The sequence below is a fragment of the Bradyrhizobium sp. dw_78 genome (genome assembly GCF_018449525.1).
GTDB lineage: Bacteria > Pseudomonadota > Alphaproteobacteria > Rhizobiales > Xanthobacteraceae > Bradyrhizobium.
Map to the genome: position 1 here is coordinate 102,972 of NZ_JAAVUS010000011.1, position 23,062 is coordinate 126,033.

Consider the following 23,062-nt stretch of genomic DNA (forward strand, 5'->3'; position numbering starts at 1 on the left):
AGGAGCGCCGGTAATTCCGGCGGATGAAAACATATGTCCAACGCTTACATCATTGAAGTCAGAAACCGGACCGTCGGAATCGTTACAAGCGACGAACACGGATTCCGGTTCTTTTCCTCAGAACGTGCTTTCGACAGCATCGATGGCCATGAGTTCCATTCCCCGCGCGATGCCGAGCGCGCGGCGAGTGCCCTGATCAAGGGCCAGCATGATCCGGCGGGCCGGCGGGCGCTTCCCGCCATGTATTGAAACATGCAGCCGAGCCTCGAAGGGGCGCAGTGATGATTACAAGGCGAGTTATCCTCCAGGGAGGGCCGGTGCTTGCCGCGCTGGTGGCGTTTCCCGTGCGCGCAGAGGAGAGTCCGGCCGAAATCCGCATCGGCACACAAAAGGGCGGTTTCTTTCCGGCCGTACGGCAGCGCCATTCGCTGGAGGATGCATTCAAGCCGCTCGGCATCGAGATCAAATGGATTGATTTCCAGTTTGGGCCGCCGCTCCTGGAGGCGATCAATGTCGGCAGCGTCGATTTTGGCTTTGTAGGCGACGCCCCGCCGATCTTCGCGCAGGCGGGCGGCGCCCGGATCCGCTATGCCGCGGCCGTCAAATCCGAGGGGACGACACAGGCGATCATCGTTCCGCAGGATTCGCCAATCAAGACACTGGCTGACCTCAGGGGCAAACGGATCGCCTTTGGCAAGGGATCGAGCGCGCACAATTTGCTTGTCGCCGCCCTGGAGAAGGCTGGGATCGACTGGAGCGACATCACACCGGCTCCGCTGGCACCGGCCGATGCGACCGCAGCGTTCGTGAAGGGATCGGTCGATGCCTGGTCGATCTGGGATCCCTATTTGGCGCTTGCCGAGCTCAAGCAGAATGCACGCGTGATCGTTTTCGACAAGGACGTACACAAGCCCAATGCATTTTATATCGTGGGTTCGGATTTCGTGGAGAAATATCCCTCTCTGGTTGCGAAGCTGAACGCCGTTTTCGCTTCCGAAGGGGAATGGGCCGATGTCCATCACGAGGACGTCGCGAGAGCGCAGGCAGAGGCGACCGGTGTCGATATTGAAGCCATCCGGCGTTTCGTCGATCGCTCGAACTACCGCGTCGTTCCGGTCGACGATGAAATCATCAAGAGCCAGCAGGTGGTTGCCGACCGCTTTGCACGACTGGGCCTGATTCCGAAGCCGGTCAAGGTTTCCGATATTGTCTGGAAATGGACGCCGGGGTCCTGATTTCCTCCAGCACCCGATAGGACAGATGCGTCACCATCGGATTTGTTTAAAGAGTGGGGCCGAGGTGGAGACGCATTGCAACCCGCTTACGGCGTTCCGATCTTGCTGCGAACCGTCGCCTGGGTCACGAAGCTGTTCGGCGCTACGTCCTGCGTGAGCCAGACGTTTCCGCCGATGGTTGAGCCGCGGCCGATGACGACTCTGCCAAGGATCGTGGCGCCGGCATAGATGACGACATCATCCTCCACGACCGGGTGACGCGCATCGCCCTTGATCAGATTGCCATGATCGTCGGTGGGAAAATGCCGTGCGCCGAGCGTGACGGCCTGATAGATTCTCACGTTCTCGCCGATGATGGCGGTCTCGCCGATCACGACGCCGGTGCCGTGATCGATAAAGAATCCGGATCCGATGCCCGCTCCGGGATGGATGTCGATGCCGGTTTTGGCATGGGCGATTTCGGCCATCAGGCGGGCAATCAGCCTTGCGCCCAGACTGTGCAGAAGATGGGCAAGGCGATGATGGATGATGGCCGTCATGCCGGGATAGCCGATCAGGATTTCGGGAAAGTTTTCGGCCGCGGGATCGCCGACAAAAGCGGCTCGCAAGTCGCTGATGAGCAACCCCCGCACGGCCGGCAGTTGCGACGCGAATGCGCGCGTGAGCTCGACCGCGTCCTGTCGGTGGAATCCCGGCAGTAATTCGTCGCCCACGAACAGCGCGCCGCGGTGAATCTGGTCGCATAAGGAATCGAGCGCCGCGCTCAGCGTATGGCCGACGAAATAATCGATATTCTCGCCGTCAAACTCGAACTGGCCGTAATGACGGGGAAACAGCGCTTCGGTGATATTGCCAAGGATGCCATCCAGGGCATCCCGGGACGGTGCGCGCCGCGCTTCTCCATCACGCCGGATACTATGGGTGACTTCCCGGGACGTGCGCAGTTCGGAAACGATCTGATCGAGCCGCCAGCGTGTCGGTGTTGGGGCGGCTGGGCCGGCCGCAGCCGGTTGGGCCGACACGATATCGTCTTTCATTTGTTGCCCGTAGCTGCCGGAGATTGCCTGTCATTGTCCGTTCCGCTGACGAGATGCATGGCCGAGCTGCTCAACTTACGCTCCTTTCGTCATCTGTCCGGCGATTGTCGGCGGGGGCACGGCAGAGGCTGCCCTCTCGTCAAAAGAAACCTTTGGCAGGAAGCGGCGTGCCGCTGATCTCATATTGTCCGATCGATCGCGCCTTGAAGGTGGTCGGATTGTGAGAGGACAAGGTTCGCGCATTGCGCCAGTGGCGATCGAAATTGGTGGCTTTCTTGGTGGCGGACGCACCCCCGACGTCGAACAGCAGGCTGCCGCTGCGAATGGCAAGCTCGTCGGCGACGATCTTGGCCTTGGCCGACAGCAGCGCCGCCCTGTGCGCCTCCTCGACGGCATTGGCGCTGCCGGCATCGAAAGCATCGGTCGCGACATCGAGGGCATCAGCCGCCGCCAGCACGACGGTTTCCGCGGCGAAAGCCGCGCTGGCGATTTGCCCGACGGTCTGCTGTAGCAGGGGATCGTCGATGGGATGTTCGTTCGGCGCGTAGTAGAAGGTCCGTTTCCGCGAACGAACCAGTGCCGTGGCGTCGCGCAGGATGGCTCTTACGATGCCCGCATTGACGGCCGTCAGAAAAAGCTGGGCGAACGTGTTCGAATAGGGGACGCCATATCCGACATCCGGCGCATCGAATACGATTTCCTCACGCTTGACCCGGACATTGCGGAAATGCGTCGTTCCGGTCGCGGTCAGCCGCTGTCCCAGCCCGTCCCAGTCGTCGATCAATTCGACGCCATCCCGCTGCACCGGAATGATCGTCGCCCCGTTCGCGCCGGACGGATCGGCGGCGCGGACAAGGACGTAGTCCGAATAGAGCGTGCCGGTGCTGTAATATTTCGTGCCGTTCAGCAGGTAGTCGCTTCCGTCCGGTGTCAACGTCGTGTTCGGCGTGACGTCGCCGACCTTGGGCGACTCCAGTTCCGTCGTGGCAAGACCGATGATGGCGCCATCGGCAACGGCTTTCTGCCACTGCCGGCTCTGTTCATCCTTCGGCCGTCGCACCAGCCGCTCGACCACGGAGAAATGGTTGCGCAGGATATGTGCGACATTGGCGTCGGCCTCTCCAAGACGCACCACGATCTCGAGCAATTCGCGGATCGAGCTTCCGCCGCCGCCGACCTCGGCCGGAATTCGCAACGCGCCGAGGCGAGCGCGGCGAATGAGGTCGATCGCCTCAAAGGGAAGTACGCGCTCGCGCTCGCGTTCGCTCTCGCCTTCGGCGATATGGTCCAGCAATGCCTGAAGGTCAGGCGAACGGGGATCTAGACGGTGCGAGGGCTGCAATGAAAAGGTGGATACCGGCTTGTTCATGGTTCGGCCTTGAATTGGGTTGGATTTGGATGCTTGGAGCGATGATCGCGATCATTCTAGGAGTTACACCAGGTGATTGGTCACCTTGACCGGTTCCGGCAGGATGTTGCGGGCCGTGAGCCAGTCCGCGGCCCTCTGCAGATCGGCGACGAATGGTTTGTCGTCGACGGAGAAGTAGCGATATTGGCGGTTCATCGCGATGAACCGGTCGCGGACCTGATCACTGTACTTTCCGGCCTTTTGCGCAATGTATTCGGCCTCCCTGCTATTCTCGGAAATCCATTTTCCCTCGGCGCGGAAGGCGTCGTTCACGGCGCGGACCAGCGCCGGATTATCAGTCGCGAATTTGCGGGTGGTGAGATAGGAGGTGTAGTCGATCTGAAACTCCAGATCGCGGCCTTCGAGAAACAAATCGTGCGCCTTGTATTCCAGCCGGGCAATATCGACGCCGGGGCTCCACATCGACCACGCGTCGACCTTTCCCGACGCCAGCGCCGGAGCGGCATCGGGAGGATTGAGATAGACGAACTTCACCGTCGAGCGGTCGATCCCGTGCTTCTCCAGCGCCGCCACCAGCAGGAATTCGCCAAGGCCGGAGCGGTTGACCGCGACCGATTTTCCGACCAGGTCCTCGATCCTGTTGATGCCGGAATCGTCCTTGGCGATGATCGCGGTGGTGCGAGGTTCGTAGACAACGAACTGGGTGAACACCAACGGCGAGCCGGCGATGATGGCGGCCAGCGCCGGCGTGGTGCTGCCGCCGAAGCTGAAGTCGGCGCTGCCGCCGGTGACCGCCTGCAAGGTCGGTGCGTGGTTCGGAAACGGGCCGAGCCATTCGACCTTGATGCCGTCCTTGGCAAGAATCTTGTCGAACTCGCCGCGTTCCTTGGCGATGAGGTTCAGGCCGCTGAGGCCCCAGGTGAGTCGGACCGTGTCGGTGACGCGCCCCGAGGACGACCAGGCCGGCCGGCCGAGGTCAAGTCCCGTAAGCGTGCTTACGCCGAATGCGGCGGACCCAAGAAAAAGTCGCCGGGATAGCAGATCGAAGGAGAAGTCGGGCATCAGCGATCCTTCCAGGGGCTTAAGCGGGAACGTGAGAGGTCAATACGCCGAGCTCCGCCAGAAGATCGGTGCGCGCCATCGAAGCCGGGCCATTGCCGTTTGTCCGGTGTTCAAAGGCGATGGTGCCGTCGCGCATCACCAGGATGCGGTCGGCGAGCGCGATCGCCTCGTCGACATCATGCGTCACGAGCAGGACGCCGGGTCGATGGTTCGCGACCAGTTCGCGGACCAGCTCATGCATGCGGATGCGGGTCAGGGCGTCGAGCGCGGCGAACGGTTCATCCAGCAGCAGAAGCTCGGGTTGCTGCACCAGGGCACGTGCCAGCGCGACGCGCTGGGCCTGACCGCCGGACAGGTTGCGCGGCCAGTCGTCGAGCCGGCCGCCGAGCCCGACTTCGACCAGCGCCGCGCCAGCCTGCGCGCGCGCGTCCGGCGCCGGGAGACCAAGGGCGACGTTGCGCCACAGATTGTCCCACGGCAGCAGCCGGTGCTCCTGGAAAACCACGGCCGGCCGTTTAGGCGCTGCGATACGGCCGCCCTGGATCGGATCGAGCCCCGCCAGCGCCCGCAGCAGCGTGGTCTTGCCGCAGCCGCTTTCGCCCAACAGCGCGACGAATTCTCCGCGTTCGATACGCAGATTGAGGTTTTCGATCACGACCCGGTCGCCGTAAGCGCGCCTGAGATTGGTCACCACCACGGCCGGTAGCGCCGGAGAAGACAATGGGAGCGGCACATGGAAGGTCATCGCGTTCCCCCATAGTTCGGATGCCAGGCGAGCAGACGCCGTTCGAGCCAGCGGGCGATTGCATCGGCGGCGATACCGATCAGCGCGTAGATCACGATCGTCAGCACGATCACGTCGGTTCGCAGGAACTCCCGCGCATCCATCGCCAGAAAGCCGATCCCGGACTGCGCGCCGATGGTTTCCGCGACAACAAGCGCAAGCCATGCCGTCGCCAGCGCATAGCGGACACCGGTCAAAATGGACGGCAAGGCGCCCGGCAGCACCACCCGCCGGATGAGCTGCAACGCGTTCAGACCCTGAATGCGTCCAAGTTCGACCAGTTTCGGATCGACCTGCCGAATGCCCAGAATGGTGTTGATGTAGATCGGAAAGGTGACGCCGAGCGCGACGAGAAAGATCTTTTCCGCCTCGCCGACGCCGAGCCACACGATCACGAGCGGAAGCAATGCGAGGAACGGGATCGCGCGGATCATCTGGACGCTGCGGTCGATGGCGGCTTCCGCGATGCGCGAGAAACCGACGAAGGTACCGAGAGCGAAGCCGATGCTGGCGCCGATGGCAAACCCCGCGGCCGCTCGCAACAGGCTGACTCCGAGATCGTTCAGCAGGCTTCCCGTCGTTGCGAGCTTGATGGCGGTTCTAGCGACCTTGCTCGGAGCAGGGAGTACTTGCGGCGACAGCCATCCAGCTTGCGCCAATATCTCCCACACGGCCACGAGCGCGACGGGCGCAAGCCAGGAGATTAGCTGCAAACTGCGTTTGCCGAGCCTGAAATCCGGCCGCTGCGCCGGCGAGGAAAGCCCCTCGGCATACTTGAGCCGATCAAATTCGACCGTAGCGGCGGTCTGCTCGAGGTTGCTCAAGACGATTAATCCTGAAATCACGGTGCCATTGACGAACCGGCAGACGCAGATCAGCGAAGGCTGCCGCATACAGGCGGCGCATCACCCGATTGGCGACGCTCCTCCAACAAGACAAACGGAGCCCCGATCGCTTATTGCAAACTGTCCCACGAATTCGACCGAACAGAAATAGAGCGGTTTTCCAATTGTTGTTGGTTCCGGAGTTTTCTGATTTCTTTGCAAGCGAAACGCGGCAAGGAATATCTTTCAATATTCTATTGCCGCTTTTTGCGGCCAGTTGTGCTTGATCTCTCGACGCGTTTGGCGAAACATCGTGTGCTTCAGTGGATGAAATGACGCGCACGGGTCGAAGAGAGAACACCAATGACAACGCATCCCCTTCGTTTCGGTATCTGGGCGCTGGTTCACGGCTCTCGTGCCGCACATCAGGACCCTGAAGAGCCGTATGATGCGTCGTGGGAACGCAATCGCGATCTGGTGCTGGCCGCGGAAAGGCTCGGCTACGATTCGACATTGATTGCGCAGCACACCATCAATCCGCATCAGGAGGATCTGGATCAGCTCGAAGCCTGGAGTTCGGCCGCAGCGCTTGCGGCGCTGACGAGCCGGATCGAGATCATCGCCGCGATCAAGCCGTATCTCTATCATCCGGTCGTGCTCGCCAAGATGGCGCTTCAGATCGAGAACATCAGCCGGGGGCGGTTTGCCATCAATCTCGTCAATGCCTGGAATCGTCCAGAGCTGGAAAAGGCAGGTATCGGTTTCCCGGAGCATGACGCGCGTTACGCTTACGGCCGTGAATGGATCTCGGTCGTATCGAGCTTGATGCAAGGGGAGCATGTGACTTACAAAGGCGCGCATTTCGACGTGCGCGATTACGCCCTGCGGCCCAAGGATCTCTACCGCGCGCGCCCGACGATCTATGTCGGCGGCGAATCCGAGCCCGCCCGTGCGCTGGTCGTCGATCATGGCGACGTATGGTTCATCAACGGGCAGCCGCTGGAGGACGTGGCCGACTTGATCGCCAATGTAGCGGCGCGTCCGCGTCCTTCTGTGCCGTTGCGGTTCGGGCTGTCCGCCTTTGTCATCGCGCGCGAGACCCATGAACAAGCGCAGGCTGCCTATGAACGGTTGTCAAATCTGGCGGCAAAGGACGCGCCGATGAAGGCGATCCAGAAACAGAACACCGATCCGAAGGTCGTGATGATGCAGACGATGCAGAAAACGCCGCGCCTCGGCAGCAATGGTGGAACGGCGGCCGGACTGGTCGGCAGCTACAATGAAGTGGCGTCGCGCATCGGCGCCTTCCATGCGGCGGGAATCGAACTGTTCATGTTGCAATTCCAGCCGTTCGAGGCGGAGATGGCGCGCTTCGCGCAAGAGGTCATTCCGCGTGTGCGCCAGTTGCAATCCCGGCCATTGGCCGACAGGACCGGGGCTGGATCGCTATCGAGCCTGCGCTGACAGACGATCTTCACGCTGAGGCTGCCGCCGATGCCCGCTTTGCAAACCGGCTCGGCGGTTTTGGCAGACCGAAATGGTCGCGCAAGGTAGATCCGGCATATTCTTTACGGAACAACCCGCGGTTTTGCAGGATCGGCACCACCGTCTCCACGAACGCTTCGAGTCCGTCTGGCAGCACGTCCGGCATCAGGTTGAAGCCGTCGGCCGCGCCGGCCCTGAACCATGCCTCGATGTCGTCAGCGATGCGCTCGGGCGTGCCGACGATGATGCGATGGCCGACGCCGCCTCCGAGCGCCCGGAGAAGTTCGCGGACGGTCAGGTTTCCGCGGCGCGCCAGGTTAACGGTGCCATTGAACATCGTGTGGTTGGCGTTGGCCGGTAGCGGCAACGGATCGGGCAACGGTTTGTCGAGTTTGAGTTGTGCGGGATCGATCTGGAGCGTGCCGGCGAGGCGCGCGAGGCTGTACTCGATGGGGACGAGTTCCCAGAGTTCATCCTGCCGCCGCCTGGCCTCCGCCTCGGTGCTGCCGATTACGGTGGCGAGCCCCGGCAGGATGACGATGGCATCGCCCGGTCTTCCGTAGGCGGCCGCCCTGGCCCGCAGGTCGCGCGCATAGGCCACGCCTTCGTCGATCGTCTGTGCGAGCGTGAAGACGGCTTCGGCCTGAGCGGCCGCGAGGTCGCGGCCGTCGTTCGATCCGCCCGCCTGCACCGTGATCGGCCGCCCTTGCGGGGAGCGCGGCACGTTCAACGGCCCCGCCACCGAATAATATGTTCCGCGGTGTGCGATCGGATGAACCTTCGAGGTGTCCACGAATCTTGCCGTGGCCTTATCGCCGACGAAGGCGTCATCTTCCCAGCTATCCCAGAGTGCATGAACGACTTCGGCAAATTCCTTTGCGCGATCGTAGCGTGCCTTATGTTCCAGCACGCCGGACAGGCCGAAATTCCGGCTCGAGGCAGCATCCGCCGTGGTTACAGCATTCCAGCCGGAGCGTCCCCCGCTGGCGTGATCCAGCGTCGCAAACCGCCGCGCGATATTATACGGCTCGTTATAAGTCGTGGAGGCGGTTGCGATCAGTCCGATGTGGCTGGTGGACGCGGCAATCATCGCCAGAATGATCGTCGGTTCCAGGGACATGAACGGGCGATAGTCGATGCGATCGGTGACCGCCGGCGTATCGGCGAGAAAGATGGCGTCGAGCTTGCCGCGCTCGGCGATGCGCGCGACGCGCACGTAGTGACCGACATCGAAACAGGCGCGCGGATCGCTGTCCGGTAACCGCCATGCCGACGCGTAGACGCCGGAGTGCAGAAGATTGACGTTGAGATGCAATTGGCGGGACGACATGCGAGGATTTCCAGGTTCAAGGTATCAGCGGCAGCTTTCAGCCGCGGTGCCGCCAACGCATTTCTTTCAAGTATAAAGCGGGTCCGATGTGATCCTGCCGTTCAGCGCGAAGTTGCCGACCTCTCTTGCCTTGTAGGCAACGGGATCATGCAAGGTATGGGTGCGGACGTTTCGCCAGAAGCGGTCGAAACCGTAACGGGCGGAGGTCGAACGTGCTCCCATGAGATCGAAAATGCGTGAAGTGATGTCCAGCGCAACCCGGGTGCTGTTGACCTTGGCTGCATAAACGGTCGTGGCCGCCGAGTTGCGCTGATCCGGAGCAAGCGCCGCGCCGCGTCCGATTGCGGCCTCTATCTCGGTCGCTGCGACTTCAGCCAGTGCAATGCTGGCGCGGAGGTCGGAATGAAGAGAGCCGTATAGTTCCAGGATGTATGGATCCTCGCTGGCCCGCGCGACTCCTGACGTTTGCCATGGCTTTGCTTGGGCTCGAATATATCGGTTCGCTTCCAGCAACGCGCCTTCGGCTGTCCCGAGGTAGAAGTTCACGAACAGCAATTGATGGATGGGAACCACCAGGGTCGTCAGCGCAGGCAAGGGGGCGTCCGGCTTGGGCGGAAAAAGTCCGAGAATATCGTCTCGTTCGACGCGCACATCGTGGAATTCGATGCTGCCGCTTTCGGTCAGCCGCTGGCCGAAAGCGTCCCAATCGTTGCCATGCACGATCCCGTCATTTGCACCGGGCAGGGCGATCAGCACGACCGCATCGCCGAAGGCCGCGCGCAAGGTGATGCGGTCGGCCCGCGATGCATTGGAGGCGAACGTCTTGCGGCCGTTCAGCCGGAAGCCGTCGCCATCGGCGGTCAAAATCGTGAGCGCGTCGCGCGGATTGGAGGCGCCGCCCCAGAACCACTTCTGCCCGACGGATTGCCGGACAAGGCGTTCACACTGCTCCTGGTCGGCACGCCAGAACGCGCTGTGCGACAGCAGATAATGATAGCTCAGGATTTGCGCGATCGAGGTGTCCGCACGTGCAAGGATTCTCACCACGCGGAACGCATCCGTGAACGTTGCGCCGGCGCCGCCGGCCTCCTTCGGGTTCAGCAAGGTGAGAAGACCAGCCTCCCTGAGCCACGTAATCTCTGTATGCGGCGGTGTTCCGGCACGCTCGCGCGCGACCGCCGTTTCGCTCAGACGTGCCGCAACCTGTTCGGCAATCGAGAGCCAGTCGGCCCCGGCAACAAGGCGTTCATCGGCTGCGAAGACCGCAGGTTGGGTGGATGTTGCGGTCATGCCTTAAAACTCGCCTTGCGGAAACATCGAATGGACGGCGCTCGACCGTGTGGCGAGCAAGGTTATTTCGCCGCAATCGGAAGGGTCAATTTTGTATTTCGCCGGGATCGGAGACGAACCTTCGAAGCGGCCATCCAACTGAAGAAAGCTCTGCTGCGGAGCGCGCCATCCGCGTCTATTCCGCGGCGGCCGCGAGCCGTCCATAGCGGTGCAGGGCGGCGGGATGCGGCTCTACGAGGCGCGCGCGACCGGCCCCGAACAGTTTTTCGCGCAGCGTTCCGGGGCGGTAGGATGGTTTGTAACGCCCGCGCCGCGTCAACTCGGGCACGAGCAGGTCAGCGACGTCCTCAAAGCTTTCGGGCGAAATCGCAAATGCCAGGTTGAGGCCGTCCACTCCGGTCTGTTCGATCCAGGCTTCGATTTCGTCCGCGACCTTTTCGGGTGTGCCGACGAGCACGGGTCCGATGCCGCCAATGCCGACATGCTCGGCGACCTCGCGAACCGTCCAGATCCGGTCCGGGTCGGCGCGGGTGATGTTATCCATCGCCGTGCGTCCCGCGTCGTTCAGCACATGTCGCACCTCCTGATCGAGGTCGTAGGTCGAGAAGTCGACGCCGGTCCAGCCCGACATCAGCGTCAGGGCGCCTTCATGGCTGATATAGTTCCGGAAATCGGCGTGCTTGGCGGCAGCCTCTTCCTCGGTGCGGCCCAGGATGACGGTCATCAGGCTGAACATCAGAATTTCGGCCGGATTTCTTCCTGCTTCCGCCGCCAGTTTCCGTATCGTCGCAACGCGCGGCGCGATGACCTTGGCCGAAGGACCTGACATGAACACGCATTCGGCATGCCGGGCGGCAAATTCGCGTCCACGCGGCGACGTTCCGGCCTGATAGAGCACGGGCGTTCGCTGCGGCGATGGCTCGCTCAGGTGGATTGCGTCGAGACGGTAATTGGCGCCTTCATGGTGGACTCGATGGACCTTGGCCGGATCGGCAAAGATGCCGCTGGCGCGGTCGCGCAGCACGGCATCATCCTGCCAGCTGCTTTCCCATAATTTATAGACGACCTTCATGTATTCGTCTGCGACCTCATAGCGATCGTCATGGGCGTTCTGCCGGTCCTTGCCCATGCCGCGCGCCGCGCTATCGAGATAGCCGGTCACGATGTTCCAGCCGATGCGTCCCTCGGTGAGGTGGTCAAGCGTCGACATCCGCCGCGCGAACGGATATGGCGGCTCGTAGGAAAGCGTGCAGGTGACACCGAAGCCGAGGTTTTCGGTGACGGCTGCCATCGCCGAAACCAGCAGCATCGGGTCATTGACCGGCACCTGTGCGGCGTTGCGCAGCGCCGCGTCGGCATTGCCGCCGAATACGTCATAGACGCCGAGTACATCGGCCAGAAACAGACCGTCAAATCTGCCGCGCTCAAGCGTCTTTGCGAGGTGAATCCAGTAGGACAGGCGATGATAGTCGCTGCTGCGATCGCGCGGGTGCGTCCACAATCCCGGCGATTGATGGGCGACGCAGTTCATCGCGAAGGCATTCAGCCGAATTTCCTTTGCCATGCTCAAATTCCCGGAAGTGTCGAGCTAAATTCCCGACGTCATCACTCGATCAAGATGTCCTTTTGAACGAAAGATCCACTAGCGTATGCTGCCTTGCTTGCAAAGCTGGAACGAGAGCAGGAGATATCGATGGAGAGATGTTGCCGGTCTGATGCTGATGGCGCAAACGAATGACTGCTCAGGGTCCGTTGCGGGGAAATTTGTGCTGCGGCCGCAATGTGCCTGGTCGGCGATGACATGGAGAAAATGAAGCGCCTGCCGTTATCGTGGCATTTTGCCGGCATGCGCTCTTATGATACACAGGATCGGTATCGCCTTCCAATCTCATGGGTTTGAGTGGGGTGTGATGTGGTTGATCCCTCGGTCGTCCGGTTGCCGCGCTCTCTGAGCGAAATCGCCAGTTTTCACGCCCACGTCTATTACGATCCGCAGACGCGCGGGGAAGCCGAACGGCTGCGTGCCTGGATCGGCGAACGCTTTTCCGTCACGCTTGGCCGCTGGCATGATGCGAAGATCGGCCCGCACGATCAGGCCATGTTCCAGGTCGCCTTTGTCGTCGATGTCTTTCCCGCGCTGGTGCCGTGGCTGATGCTCAATCATGGCGCGTTGAGCATATTGGTGCATCCGAACACGGCCAATCCGCATCGGGATCATACCGCAAATCCGCTTTGGATCGGCCGACCTCTCGCTGTTCATGCCGAAATCTTGCCCGAAGAGGGAGCGGTCGATTCGACACTCTTGCCGAACACCAATCCGGTCAAACCGGCATAAGCGCAACCGTGAGCTTATGATTGAAGACGCTGGGCCGAGTCCCCGTTGGCTCAATCCATGATGTCAGATCGTGCATGGCGGTAGTAACAGCCGGGAATGTTTCCGCCGAAAGCGGAGCTTGAGAGCTGACATGGCGCAGTTCTAATTCACGGTAAATGGCAGTTGATAGGGGCGGCCGAACGGCACGCCTTCACGCACGGTTTGTACCGCCTTGAGGTATGCTTTGCCGGTGCGGGGGTTATTTGAGGTATCAAGCAATTGTACAGGCCCCTCGACGAGTTCGAGGATTGAGACGTCTCCCGGTGCGCCGACTTGCAGCGTACCAAGCTTTGCAACCTTGCCAATAATCGTTGCGGGCTTGATTGTCGCAGCAGCGATGACGTCCTCAAGTGAAAATCCAAGCGCCAGAAATTTGCTCAAGACCCACGGTAGATAGGGTTGGCTCGGCGTGTTTGCGGCTACGACATGCGCGTCGCTGGAAATCGTGTCGAAGGTCAGGCCTTGTTGGATCGCTGCCTCCGCGATATCAAAATTAAAGCTGCCTGCGCCGTGTCCGACGTCGATAAGCACTCCGCGTCGTTTCGCTTCCAGTAAAGCGGGCAGAACCTTGCCGTTCTGCACGGTGTTGTTGCCAAGACTGCTGTACGGATGCGTAAGGATATCGCCCGGGCGCAGGGTGTTGACGAGAACCTGCAGGTCACCGGGGGCGTCGCCGATGTGGCACATCACCCGGCCTTTGGTACCAGAGAGTTCAACGGCTTCAATGGCGCGCTTGAGCGGTTCGATGCCGTTGTTGCCTACAATGGCTAGCGTTTCGCGCACCTTGGCCCCGAGCACGATGTCCTGATTCTCGGCGATGGTACGAGCGGTCGCGTCGGCATCGGCATATTTGATATTTTCTGTCTCACCAACCGGAAATCCGGCTAGTCCAATCGTGGAAATGTTCACGAAGGTGAACACCCGACTGCGGGATTGTCCCACGAGAGTCCGCTTGAATGCAGAGAAATTATTGGCTCCGGCGGCACCGGCGCTCACATAAGTGGTGGTGCCGGAGAACGGGACCAATTCGTCGGGCGGGATGCCAATTGCCGATCCGTAGGCATAGATATGGGTATGCATGTCGACCAGCCCGGGCGTGACCAATTTGCCCTTGGCGTCGATGGTGCGTTTTGCAAGCGCCGGATCGATCGCGGCTTCGACTGCCGCGATTTGTCCGTATCGAATGCCCACGTCACGAACGCCTCGGAGCTGCTGACTCGGATCGATGACCTCGCCGCCGCGGATTACGAGATCGAACGGCTGGGGCGTATCGCCGAGAGTCGGGCGGTGACCTGCTATGGTCGCGCCGACCAGTGCTGTGGTTCCAATTAAAAAATCGCGTCTCGACGGATTGCGCATGATAGGCCCCGATTTCTCTTCATTTCTTTGCCGTTCGCCTTTGCTGTAGCCCGAATTTCCCGTAATTGTTTTGCATTGATCGAGGCAACGCGACGTCATTGTTCTCTTGGATGGCCACCAAACGAAATGGCCGCCTTAAAATCTCAGGGACGTCATGCCGGTCCGCAAGGCGTGACGGGAATCAAAGCGCGCGGCCAGATGACCCGTCGCTTTCAGCGTTGCAGCGGCTCTGTTGGTTTTCGCAGTACGGCTTTCTCCAATGGGGCAGGCGGGCCGCGATTTCGTTTCGTCGTTGCGAAGCAATTTGAAACCAATAACCCGCGAGGTTGCCTTAGCTTGGATGCGCCACCCACTGCGCCGTAGCGGCTGTTGTCGGGCTTCAATCTGGTGAAGCAATGCAGCTAGCGCGGCGCCCAACCCGAGGTACAAAAATGGCGTCGATCAACACCTTGGCCACGAAAATCCGCATTTCACCGAATCCGCCGGTATTCGACCTTCCAATTCTGGTCGCTCTCGAGCATGGCCTGTTCGAAAAGGCTGGGCTCGATGTCGACTACTCCGTGAAATATGCGGATCACGATAAGCATGAACACGACGTGCTGAAGCGGCAGAAGGAGGCGTTGTTCGAGACGGGGGCCGCCGAAGCGTTCAATGTCTGCGAATGGGGCGGTATCGACCGTCTCGAGCGCGGCACCGGCCGCGGCAAGATCGCCGCGCTGCGGCCTGCGATCGCCGCCCAGGCCATCGTCTCGTTCGATCCGCTGATTCAATCGCCGCGCGATCTTGCCGGCGTTGCTATTGGAATCAACGATTTCACCGGATCTCATTACACGACCATCGGCCTTCTCGAAGGCGCAATCCCCAAGGACGACATCGCCACGACGCATATCGGCGCACCAGAAGTGCGGTTGCAGGCCATGAAAGAAGGGCGGGTTCGCGCCGTCACGGTGATGGAACCGTTCATCAGCCTGGCGCTAAAACAAGGCGCACACCTAATCGCCCTGACATTCTACCGCGGCGCTGAAATCGTCTCTCCGGATTTGCAGCCTCTCGATCTCGATACGTATTTCAAAGTCCTGGACCAGGCCGTCGACCTGATCAACGCCGACTTCAAGAGATATGCACACTACATCGTCGCCATCGCCAAAGAGGAAATTGGTGCGGACGAGCTGGATGGCCGTTTCATCCGCTACATTCACGCGCAGCGCTACTCACACGATCTGTTCGATCCGGCGTATCATTGGATGAAAGACCGCGGATTCACCGACGGCAGAAACAGCCACGATACGCTGGTCGTTTCCTGACTTTCAACACCCGTCGGATCCTGCCGGGGCCCGACGGTGAAAGGCCTCCTCACAAGGCAACGCGGCGGGGACAATGATCATGACGCATAAGTCCAAGCGGAGCTCTGTGTTCCGTTCTCCCAGCCGCAGAGAAGTTCTGGCCGGTATAACGGCTTTGGCCGCCAGTCCCTTTGTTGTCACAGCCGCTGCCGCGGCCTCCAAGCCGGTCGTGAATGTGACCCTGTCGACCCCGGGAAGCGCGGGTTCGATTTGGCGAGCTGCCATTTCCACACTTGATCCATCCCTCAGTTCGGAATTCGATATTCGTTGGGTCGCCGGCGATCCCGGGCAAATGCAGGTACAGCTTGCCGCCGGGTCGCTTGACGTCGGGCTGTTCGGAGCCATCGGTCTTGCTTCTTTGGCCCGCAGGGGTAGCGACATCACATTGTTCGGCCCGGGACTCAATAATCATGGCCGCATCATCGTCCAGGCAGACAGTCCATATCAAAAACCCTCGGATCTCGTTGGGAAGAAAATCGCAACCCAGCCGAAAACCACTGAGACGTATCAGCAGGCACGGGTGGCGCTTTCGCTGATCGGAATCGATATGGAGCGCGACTTCGAGGTTTTCTTCGGGCCGCCAACGGCAAATCTGGCGCTCTTCGACCGCGGCGACGTCGACGCCATCATCGTCGTCGAGCCGACGGCGACCCGCGCTGTCGGTGCGGGAGCGCGCGAGCTCGCCAAGATAGGCGAGATATGGAGGCAATCCTCCGGGGTCAGTGCTGCACCGTTTCTCGTCGGACTTGCCGCCAAAAATTCCTGGATCGCGTCGAATCGCCATATCGCGACGTCCGTCGCGCGTCTGTTCGCGGCGGCGAACGGTGCCTTGCGCAGAAATCCGGAATTGTTTGTCGAATATGCCAGCGAAATGGGGCTTCGACAGAAGGAGAGCACAGCCATCGAGCTTCTTCCGAGCAGGTTGGCAGACGTTTATCCAACCGATTGGGACCAGGATGTCTGGAACTCGATCGATCGGCAAATTGAGATCGCCGTCAAAGTAGGCCTGCTCGACGCGACGCCGGAGCGTCCGCTCTACGACGGTCTGCCGCTTGGAAAGGCATGATGGCCGATATAGCCGAGCAACCCGCCGCCGACGAGCGGCCCTTAAAAATTTCTGCAGGAAGATCGGCGCTCGCGCGCGCAGTGGCGCTGTGGATTCCTTCCATCCTGTTTTGTGTCTGCCTGCTTGGGCTCTGGGAAATCATGGCCCGAGTCACGGCCAGCCCTCTGGTTCCGAATGTCGGCGAGGTGGCGGGTGAGGTGCGGCGCCTTGTCTTCGGCGGTTTCGCCATACGCCAGATCGGAATAACGCTGGGTCGGATCTTGCTGGGCTTCAGCGTTGCTTTTGTCGTCTCGCTGATCGCCGGCATTGCCGCGGCGAACAGCGCAATGTTTCGCCGATTCTGCGATCCCGCGATCATCCTCGGGCTTACCGTACCGGGGCTTGTCTGGGCTCTGCTGTGCGTGATCTGGTTCGGCGTAAGCTTGGCGACGCCGGTCGTGGCAATCGCATTGGGCGTGGCGCCGGTGATGACCCTGCAGGTCGTGCAAGGGATGCAGGCGGTGGATTCGGAAATCGTGGAGATGGCCCACGTCTTCAGGCTTTCGACCCGCGATAAGCTCGTTCACATATGGATTCCCAGCTTGATACCGCACCTCATCGGAGGCTCTCGCGTCGGATTGTCGCTCGGATGGAAGGTGATCGTCTTGGTTGAGCTTTTCGGTCTTTCAAACGGAGTCGGATATCAGCTCAACTCCGAATTCAGTTCGCAGAATGTCGCCGGGGTTCTCGCATGGACGATTGTGTTCTGGGCGGTCATGGTGGCCCTGGAGTACGGCGTCCTCCAGACGCTCGAACGGCGCTTCACGGCCTGGCGGCGGGTCGTTCAGCTATGAGCGCTTCGATCAGATTTTCCAACATCGACAAAAGCTTCGGGCGTCCCAATTCGGTCAGGCTCGAGCACGTGCTGCGCAACTTCAATCTCGAGATCGAAAAAGGGGAACTCGTCGCCCTGGTTGGCCCGTCCGGCGTCGGCAAGACGACATTGCTTCATATCGCGGCCGGCCTGGAGCACCCCGACCTCGGGCGCGTCGACATCGATGCCGGACTTGTCGGTAATGCTGCACGGCTCGGCATGGTCTTTCAGCAGCCAAGATTGCTGGATTGGCGCACGGTGAAAGCGAATGTAAACTTGATAGCGCGGTCTGCCGGACGCGACACCGGGCGCACGCCGCACCTGCTTGCGCAGGTCGGACTCTCCGACTACGCGGACGTCTATCCGTCCGTGCTGTCGGGCGGCCAACGCCAGCGCGTGGCGCTCGCCCGAGCATTTGCGATCGAACCGGAAGTCTTGCTTCTCGACGAACCCTTCAGTGCGCTGGACGAACTCACCGCGCGGCGATTACGGCTGCTGTTGCAGGAAATGTGGCTCGAAGCGCCTCCAACCGGCCTGCTCGTGACACACAACATGCTCGAAGCGGCCTTTCTGGCTGACAGGGTCGTCGTGCTCGGTGACAAGCCCGTCTGCACGATCGCGACGATAGAGATCGACTTGCCGCGGCCCCGCCATCCGGAAGATCCGGAATTGTTTGTCATGCACAGGCGTATCCTGAGCCTGCTCACCTAGATCGGACAGTTACGAGCCGGCAAGATTCAAAGGGCAGCCGGTTTCTTCATGTGAATCATGCTCTCACCGCCAAACGCCCGGGAAATTCGCGCGTCCTTGCCAGAGTAAAATCTTTCGCCAGAGTTGTTTGATCTGGCACAATTCGCTCCTGCTTCCGGGAAGAACGGACGCCTTTTATCAAGAGCGCTCACTATAAGGGGACATCCTGTTCAGCTATGGTGATGCGATATGAACCGAGTTTCGTTGGCAATCGTCACAGCGGCGATGGCCGCCGTCGTCTTTGCCGCTCCCGCCTCCGTTTCTGCCGCGGACCCGATCCGTATCGGCCTTTTTGCTCCGTTGACGGGAAGTGTCGCTGCCTATGGCGTCAGGTTCCGTGAAGCGATCGAGTTGAAAGTGGGGCAGGTCAATGCCGCCGGCGGCGTTGAGGGACGCCCGATCGAGATTATCACTGAAGATGACCGTAACCAGCCGGAAGATGACGCGACGATCGCGCAAAAGCTCGTCGGCACGCCGGGGCTTGTGCTGGCGATCGGTGGATTCTCGACGACGGCATCGATGGCGGCGGCACCCATTTTCGCCGAGGCCAAGATTCCGCAGATCAGTCCGAGCGTGACGCACCCGGACTTTACCAAGCAAAGCCCTTACCAATTTCGCCAGAACAATCAGGAAACCAGTCTGGCTCAGACCAATGCCGAAATCATACTGGACAAATTGAAGGCCAAAACCGTCGTCATCCCCTATAGCCAGGACGACAGGGGCCAATTTTCGTCCGCCGGAACCGCCGCGTTGATTGAAAAGGCCGGCGGCAAGGTGCTCCTGCGCGAGCCGGTAGCCCCGAATTCAAAGGACTTCAGGCCGTTGGTCAGCAAGATCAAGTCGCTCAAGCCGGATGCCGTCTTTCTTGACCTGTATGCCCAGGAAGCCGCCATTCTCATTCAGCAACTACATCAGGCCGGGCTCAACATCCCTGCTGGCGGTCCGACGCCTCTGACCAGTCCGCAGTTCATCGAACTCGCCGGGAAGGATGCGGAAGGTGTCGTGCTGCATACGATCTTCTTTCCGGGCGATCCTTCGAACAAGGAATTTGTGCAGGCCTATGCGGCAAAATACGGCAGGCAGCCGGATCAGTGGGCCGCGCTCGCCTACGATTCTGCCGATGTCGGCATCGAGGCGATCCGTCGCGTCGTGAAGTTCGGTAAACCGCTGACCGGCGAGGCCGTCCGCGACGAACTCGACAACGGGCCGCCCTACAAGGGCGTGACCGGCATCACGAAATATGATCGCGGCAGTGTCGAGAAGAAGCCGACGATCATCATCATCCATAACGGCGGTTATTCCGTCCTTTAGTCCGCCGCCGAGATCTCAGGTTACTTCCAGAGGTCGCGGGCGGTTGCCGCAAGATCGCGGTGACCGCTCCGCTGCTATTGGTCCCATAATGGAATTACTTTTCAGCCAGATCCTGAATGGCTTGGTCATCGGGCAAGTCTATGCCTTGATCGCGCTCGGCTTCACCCTGGTGTTCGGTGTGGCCAACATCATCAACTTTGCGCAAGGCGCACTGTTCATGCTGGGCGCCTTCCTGGCGTTTTCGGGGATCGCGTGGTTTGGCCTGCCGCTGGTGCCGGCGGCGCTGATCTCGGTTGTCCTCGTTGCTGCACTCGGCGCTGTCCTGGAGCGCGTTGTGTTGCGGCCGCTGTCGGGCGCAAGCGCGATCACGCCGCTTCTGTCCACGCTGGCCATCAGCATGATCCTCGATCAGGCGGCCGAGATGATCTGGACGCCGGAGCCCCAGAGCTTTCCGTCGCCGCTGGCGGAAAGCCGTATCTTCATCGGCGATGCCTTCGTTACGGGAACGGATGCGGCCATCTTCGGCTTTGGGCTGCTGACCGCAATAGGGCTGATGATCCTCCTGTCCCGAACGTGGCTTGGGCGGGCGCTGCGCGCCACGTCGGAGGATCGGGATGCGGCGGCGCAGATGGGTATTCGCACCGATTCCATGCGCCAATATTCGTTCGCGCTGGCCGGGGCGCTGGGGGCGTTGAGCGGGATATTCGTCGCGCTTTATTTCCAGAGCGTCTTTCCACAAATGGGTCTGCCGTTCGCGTTGAAGGGGTTCGCCGCGGCGCTGCTGGGCGGTCTGACCAGTATTCCCGGCGCGGTGGTCGGCGGTGTCGTGCTCGGCGTGGCGGAAACGCTGGCCAGCGGTTATCTCGGCGACAATTATCGTGATGTCGTCGCCTTCGCGCTTCTCCTGCTGCTGTTGATGTTTCGTCCGCAAGGTCTGCTTGGCGATCATCGTCTGGAAGCGTTGGGAGGTGCTTCGGCTGCGGCCGGAGCTGCGCCGAGCACCAGCCTGCTGGCGTCCGCGGGCGGCGCAGCGGTGCGTCAGCGCGTGATCGCACTGCCGGCCTGGGGATTTATCGTGTTGGGGGCGGCGCTTGCTCCGCTTCCGTTCCTGTCATCCGGCGGTTATTTGCTGCAGGCCGTTAGCTATGGCCTGATCTTCGCGTTGCTGTCGGCCAGCGTCAGTCTGGTGTCCGGTTCCATCGGCATTCTGTCGATCGGGCATTCGGCTTTCTTTGGGATCGGCGCTTATGCGGTAGCGATCCTGGCCCGATTTTACGCATGGCCGGCCGAAGCGAGCCTCATTGCGGCGATCGTCATCACTTCATTCGTTGCGATGCTGGCCGCACTGCCGCTGCTGCGTCTGTCGGGTCACACCGTTGCGCTCGGGACCCTGGCGATCGGGCAGATCGGCTATTTGGTGTTTCTGAACTGGGACACCATGACTCGCGGTCCGCTCGGGATTCCCAACGTGCCGGCGCCGGTGCTGGTCCTGTTCGATAATATCCGTCTCGTCAGACTGCCGCAGAAATATTGGCTGGTGCTGGCGCTGGTCTCGCTGGGCCTGTTCCTGGCGGAGCGGTTTGTCGGCTCCGAGATCGGGCGGGTCTGGCGCGCGATCCGCGAGGATCGGCTTGCCGCTCACACCGCGGGTGTTCCGGTTCGCCGTTACATTCTGACCGCTTTCGCCGTCTCGGGAGCCCTGGCCGGGCTGGCGGGTGGCCTGCTCGCGTATCTGCAGACGGTGGTCAGCCCCGAGAGCTTCACGGTGGAACTGTCGATTGTCACGGTGATCATGGCCGTGCTGGGCGGTCTCGGGAATATGACCGGCGCGGCGGTCGCGGGCTTTGCCCTCACCATCCTGCCCGAACTGCTGCGTGGATTTTCAGATTGGCGGCTGATTGTTTACGGCCTGATCCTCCTGGTCGTTCTTCGGCTGCGGCCCCAGGGCCTGCTGGGGGCGCGATGATGCCGGAAAGCAGGGCGAAGGGCTTTATCGTCGAGAACGTGTCAAAATCGTTTCGCGGTGTGCATGCCGTGAATGGTGTCTCCCTGCATCTGCGGCCCGGGGAAACGGTGGCGCTGGTCGGTCCCAACGGGGCCGGCAAGTCGACGCTGATGCAATTGATGAGCGGCGTGGACCGGATTGATGCCGGCGCCATCCTTGTCGACGGCGCGCGCGCTGACGGCCTTGCCCCGGAGCGTATTGCGGCGTTGGGCGTGGGCCGCACATTTCAGACGTCGCGGGTGTTTCCGGCGTTGACGATCTGGGACAGCGTTCTGATCGGTCGGCAGCTTTCGTTGTTGCGCGGCGAGGGCCGCACGCTCATCGATCCCTTGCGGGAATCCTTGAGCGTTCTGTTCGGCCTGCCGTTCTGGCGTCGCCGGGTTGCGCGTCAGGAGGCCGTTGCGGAAGCGACGTTGAAACTCTTCGGTGACCGGCTGTGGCCCAAACGGGAGGCACAGGCGTCCAGCCTGTCCTATGCCAATCGGCGCCGCCTCGAGATCGCGCGTGCTGGCGGGTGAGCCACATTACCTGCTGCTCGATGAGCCGACGGCGGGGATGAATCCCACCGAGACCGCCGAGCTGACGGATCTCCTGATCGACCTGCGCCGCCAGCATCCGGCGATGGGCATATTGGTGATCGAGCATAAGCTGTCGTTCGTTCGCCGTGTCGCGGACCGGGTGCTCGTTCTCAATCAGGGAACGCTTCTGGTGGAAGGACCGCCGGACGAGGCGCTCAGCCATCCTGCCGTCGTAGAGGCCTATCTCGGCCATTCACGCCCGGAAAGACAACTCTTCAGGGATGCACGTCTTGGCTGAAAAGGCGGTTCGTTTGCGGATAGATGCGGTCGACGTGTACTACGGCGCGGTTCAGGCGCTGTTCGGTGTGTCGATCTCGGTTCATGGCGGCGAGGTCGTGGCGGTGCTCGGCGGCAATGCTTCCGGCAAGTCAACAACTTTGAAGTCCGTACTCGGTCTGGTGCATCCGACCCGTGGCGAAATTCATCTCGACGGGCAACGGATAGACCGCTTGTCGACTCCCGATATCATTGACCGCGGCGTCGGCAGCGTGCCGGAAGGGCGGCGTGTCTTCCCGCGCATGTCGGTCCGCGAGAATCTTCTGCTCGGTGCCTATCCCCGCCGACATGATCCCAAGCATGTCGCCGATGATCTGGAGCAGGTGTTCAAGGTATTTCCGCGTCTCAAGGAGCGCAGTCAACAGGCTGCAGGGACGCTCTCGGGTGGCGAACAGCAGATGCTGGTGCTCGGGCGCGCCTGGTTGCGGCGGCCCAGCCTGTTATGCATCGACGAGCCGTCGATGGGGCTTTCGCCGCGCTTCGTCGATCAGGTCTATGAGGTATTGGCGGGCTGGAAAGCGGCGGGATTGACCATCCTCATCGTCGAGCAGAATGCCCGGCTCGCTCTCGAACTAGCCGATCGCGCCTATGTGCTTCAGCACGGCCATGTCATTCGAGAGGGAACGGCTGCGGAACTGGCGGCGGATGAATCCATCCAGCGCGCTTATCTCGGTGAGTCAGAGGTCGCCTGAAGGCGCATCCAACAATGACGGGCTGCCGATATATCCATC

General features: G+C 61.1%; 23 protein-coding genes. 13 read left to right on the plus strand and 10 right to left on the minus strand.

Features of this window, described 5'->3' with window-relative positions:
* Positions 1-33: 33 nt before the first annotated feature.
* Together HB630_RS28515 and HB630_RS24650 are read left to right on the plus strand one after the other, a co-directional pair.
* Positions 34-249: a hypothetical protein gene (locus HB630_RS28515; RefSeq protein ID WP_249781030.1), complete on the plus strand. Its 216-nt coding sequence runs from the start codon at positions 34-36 to the stop codon at positions 247-249.
* Positions 250-281: 32 nt separating this feature from the next.
* On the plus strand, positions 282-1,235 hold the full coding sequence (locus HB630_RS24650) for an aliphatic sulfonate ABC transporter substrate-binding protein (RefSeq protein WP_213775310.1): 954 nt from the start codon (positions 282-284) through the stop codon (positions 1,233-1,235).
* Positions 1,236-1,321: 86 nt separating this feature from the next.
* Here the strand turns inward: HB630_RS24650 and epsC are convergent, their stop codons facing one another.
* From epsC to HB630_RS24680, 6 genes are all read right to left on the minus strand, one after another.
* Positions 1,322-2,272: a serine O-acetyltransferase EpsC gene (epsC, locus tag HB630_RS24655; protein ID WP_213775311.1), complete on the minus strand. Its 951-nt coding sequence runs from the start codon at positions 2,270-2,272 to the stop codon at positions 1,322-1,324.
* Between the two features lie 139 nt (positions 2,273-2,411).
* Positions 2,412-3,641: an acyl-CoA dehydrogenase family protein gene (locus HB630_RS24660; protein ID WP_213775312.1), complete on the minus strand. Its 1,230-nt coding sequence runs from the start codon at positions 3,639-3,641 to the stop codon at positions 2,412-2,414.
* 63 nt (positions 3,642-3,704) lie between these two features.
* Positions 3,705-4,703 carry an NrtA/SsuA/CpmA family ABC transporter substrate-binding protein gene (locus HB630_RS24665; RefSeq protein WP_213775313.1) on the minus strand — a complete coding sequence of 333 codons (999 nt, stop codon included), beginning with the start codon at positions 4,701-4,703 and terminating at the stop codon, positions 3,705-3,707.
* Positions 4,704-4,722: 19 nt separating this feature from the next.
* On the minus strand, positions 4,723-5,448 hold the full coding sequence (locus HB630_RS24670) for an ABC transporter ATP-binding protein (protein ID WP_213775314.1): 726 nt from the start codon (positions 5,446-5,448) through the stop codon (positions 4,723-4,725).
* Complete coding sequence (locus tag HB630_RS24675) at positions 5,445-6,311, minus strand: ABC transporter permease subunit (protein WP_249781031.1); 867 nt, start codon at positions 6,309-6,311, stop codon at positions 5,445-5,447. The genes HB630_RS24670 and HB630_RS24675 overlap by 4 nt, the downstream gene beginning before the upstream one ends.
* Complete coding sequence (locus HB630_RS24680; protein WP_213775366.1) at positions 6,271-6,681, minus strand: hypothetical protein; 411 nt, start codon at positions 6,679-6,681, stop codon at positions 6,271-6,273. The genes HB630_RS24675 and HB630_RS24680 overlap by 41 nt, the downstream gene beginning before the upstream one ends.
* Between HB630_RS24680 and HB630_RS24685 the strand changes: the two genes are divergently transcribed.
* Positions 6,675-7,775, plus strand: a complete 1,101-nt coding sequence (locus tag HB630_RS24685) for an LLM class flavin-dependent oxidoreductase (RefSeq protein WP_213775316.1) — start codon at positions 6,675-6,677, stop codon at positions 7,773-7,775. The two genes, HB630_RS24680 and HB630_RS24685, sit on opposite strands and share 7 nt — an antisense overlap.
* Before the next feature lie 10 nt (positions 7,776-7,785).
* Here the strand turns inward: HB630_RS24685 and HB630_RS24690 are convergent, their stop codons facing one another.
* From HB630_RS24690 to HB630_RS24700, 3 genes are all read right to left on the minus strand, one after another.
* Positions 7,786-9,126, minus strand: coding sequence for an LLM class flavin-dependent oxidoreductase (locus tag HB630_RS24690; protein WP_213775317.1), 1,341 nt, complete (start codon positions 9,124-9,126; stop codon positions 7,786-7,788).
* A 66-nt stretch (positions 9,127-9,192) separates the two neighbouring features.
* Positions 9,193-10,416, minus strand: a complete 1,224-nt coding sequence (locus HB630_RS24695; RefSeq protein WP_213775318.1) for an acyl-CoA dehydrogenase family protein — start codon at positions 10,414-10,416, stop codon at positions 9,193-9,195.
* A gap of 175 nt (positions 10,417-10,591) precedes the next feature.
* Positions 10,592-11,980 (minus strand): LLM class flavin-dependent oxidoreductase, encoded by a 1,389-nt coding sequence (locus tag HB630_RS24700; RefSeq protein WP_213775319.1) that lies wholly within the window; start codon positions 11,978-11,980, stop codon positions 10,592-10,594.
* Positions 11,981-12,328: 348 nt separating this feature from the next.
* Between HB630_RS24700 and HB630_RS24705 the strand changes: the two genes are divergently transcribed.
* Positions 12,329-12,751 carry a DOPA 4,5-dioxygenase family protein gene (locus HB630_RS24705; RefSeq protein ID WP_213775320.1) on the plus strand — a complete coding sequence of 141 codons (423 nt, stop codon included), beginning with the start codon at positions 12,329-12,331 and terminating at the stop codon, positions 12,749-12,751.
* Between the two features lie 141 nt (positions 12,752-12,892).
* Here the strand turns inward: HB630_RS24705 and HB630_RS24710 are convergent, their stop codons facing one another.
* Positions 12,893-14,248, minus strand: coding sequence for an amidohydrolase/deacetylase family metallohydrolase (locus HB630_RS24710; protein WP_346656135.1), 1,356 nt, complete (start codon positions 14,246-14,248; stop codon positions 12,893-12,895).
* Between the two features lie 332 nt (positions 14,249-14,580).
* Between HB630_RS24710 and HB630_RS24715 the strand changes: the two genes are divergently transcribed.
* From HB630_RS24715 to HB630_RS24755, 9 genes are all read left to right on the plus strand, one after another.
* On the plus strand, positions 14,581-15,453 hold the full coding sequence (locus HB630_RS24715) for a hypothetical protein (protein WP_213775321.1): 873 nt from the start codon (positions 14,581-14,583) through the stop codon (positions 15,451-15,453).
* Between the two features lie 79 nt (positions 15,454-15,532).
* Entirely contained in the window at positions 15,533-16,558 is a 1,026-nt protein-coding gene (locus HB630_RS24720) for a PhnD/SsuA/transferrin family substrate-binding protein (protein ID WP_213775322.1), read from the plus strand.
* Positions 16,558-17,391: an ABC transporter permease subunit gene (locus HB630_RS24725; protein WP_213775323.1), complete on the plus strand. Its 834-nt coding sequence runs from the start codon at positions 16,558-16,560 to the stop codon at positions 17,389-17,391. Before HB630_RS24720 ends, HB630_RS24725 begins: the two co-directional genes overlap by 1 nt.
* A 68-nt stretch (positions 17,392-17,459) precedes the next feature.
* A complete protein-coding gene (locus HB630_RS24730; protein WP_213775324.1) occupies positions 17,460-18,122 on the plus strand; it encodes an ABC transporter ATP-binding protein in 663 nt (220 codons plus the stop codon).
* 228 nt (positions 18,123-18,350) lie between these two features.
* Entirely contained in the window at positions 18,351-19,472 is a 1,122-nt protein-coding gene (locus tag HB630_RS24735; RefSeq protein WP_213775325.1) for an ABC transporter substrate-binding protein, read from the plus strand.
* 88 nt (positions 19,473-19,560) lie between these two features.
* Positions 19,561-21,438, plus strand: coding sequence for an ABC transporter permease (locus HB630_RS24740; RefSeq protein WP_218626230.1), 1,878 nt, complete (start codon positions 19,561-19,563; stop codon positions 21,436-21,438).
* Between the two features lie 107 nt (positions 21,439-21,545).
* On the plus strand, positions 21,546-21,995 hold the full coding sequence (locus tag HB630_RS24745) for an ATP-binding cassette domain-containing protein (RefSeq protein ID WP_213775326.1): 450 nt from the start codon (positions 21,546-21,548) through the stop codon (positions 21,993-21,995).
* Positions 21,982-22,293, plus strand: coding sequence for a hypothetical protein (locus tag HB630_RS24750; protein ID WP_213775327.1), 312 nt, complete (start codon positions 21,982-21,984; stop codon positions 22,291-22,293). Before HB630_RS24745 ends, HB630_RS24750 begins: the two co-directional genes overlap by 14 nt.
* A complete protein-coding gene (locus HB630_RS24755) occupies positions 22,286-23,023 on the plus strand; it encodes an ABC transporter ATP-binding protein (protein WP_249781032.1) in 738 nt (245 codons plus the stop codon). Before HB630_RS24750 ends, HB630_RS24755 begins: the two co-directional genes overlap by 8 nt.
* The last annotated feature ends 39 nt before the right edge of the window (positions 23,024-23,062 follow it).

Excerpts from the sequence above, each read along its gene's own strand:
- HB630_RS24740 (WP_218626230.1), top strand. The coding sequence starts at position 19,561 with ATGGAATTACTTTTCAGCCAGATCCTGAATGGCTTGGTCATCGGGCAA.
- HB630_RS24690 (WP_213775317.1), bottom strand. The coding sequence starts at position 9,126 with ATGTCGTCCCGCCAATTGCATCTCAACGTCAATCTTCTGCACTCCGGC.
- HB630_RS24650 (WP_213775310.1), top strand. The coding sequence starts at position 282 with ATGATTACAAGGCGAGTTATCCTCCAGGGAGGGCCGGTGCTTGCCGCG.
- HB630_RS28515 (WP_249781030.1), top strand. The coding sequence starts at position 34 with ATGTCCAACGCTTACATCATTGAAGTCAGAAACCGGACCGTCGGAATC.
- HB630_RS24685 (WP_213775316.1), top strand. The coding sequence starts at position 6,675 with ATGACAACGCATCCCCTTCGTTTCGGTATCTGGGCGCTGGTTCACGGC.
- HB630_RS24715 (WP_213775321.1), top strand. The coding sequence starts at position 14,581 with ATGGCGTCGATCAACACCTTGGCCACGAAAATCCGCATTTCACCGAAT.
- HB630_RS24670 (WP_213775314.1), bottom strand. The coding sequence starts at position 5,448 with ATGACCTTCCATGTGCCGCTCCCATTGTCTTCTCCGGCGCTACCGGCC.
- HB630_RS24700 (WP_213775319.1), bottom strand. The coding sequence starts at position 11,980 with ATGGCAAAGGAAATTCGGCTGAATGCCTTCGCGATGAACTGCGTCGCC.
- HB630_RS24710 (WP_346656135.1), bottom strand. The coding sequence starts at position 14,248 with ATGACGTCGCGTTGCCTCGATCAATGCAAAACAATTACGGGAAATTCG.
- HB630_RS24695 (WP_213775318.1), bottom strand. The coding sequence starts at position 10,416 with ATGACCGCAACATCCACCCAACCTGCGGTCTTCGCAGCCGATGAACGC.
- HB630_RS24735 (WP_213775325.1), top strand. The coding sequence starts at position 18,351 with ATGAACCGAGTTTCGTTGGCAATCGTCACAGCGGCGATGGCCGCCGTC.
- HB630_RS24725 (WP_213775323.1), top strand. The coding sequence starts at position 16,558 with ATGGCCGATATAGCCGAGCAACCCGCCGCCGACGAGCGGCCCTTAAAA.
- HB630_RS24720 (WP_213775322.1), top strand. The coding sequence starts at position 15,533 with ATGACGCATAAGTCCAAGCGGAGCTCTGTGTTCCGTTCTCCCAGCCGC.
- HB630_RS24665 (WP_213775313.1), bottom strand. The coding sequence starts at position 4,703 with ATGCCCGACTTCTCCTTCGATCTGCTATCCCGGCGACTTTTTCTTGGG.
- HB630_RS24660 (WP_213775312.1), bottom strand. The coding sequence starts at position 3,641 with ATGAACAAGCCGGTATCCACCTTTTCATTGCAGCCCTCGCACCGTCTA.
- epsC (WP_213775311.1), bottom strand. The coding sequence starts at position 2,272 with ATGAAAGACGATATCGTGTCGGCCCAACCGGCTGCGGCCGGCCCAGCC.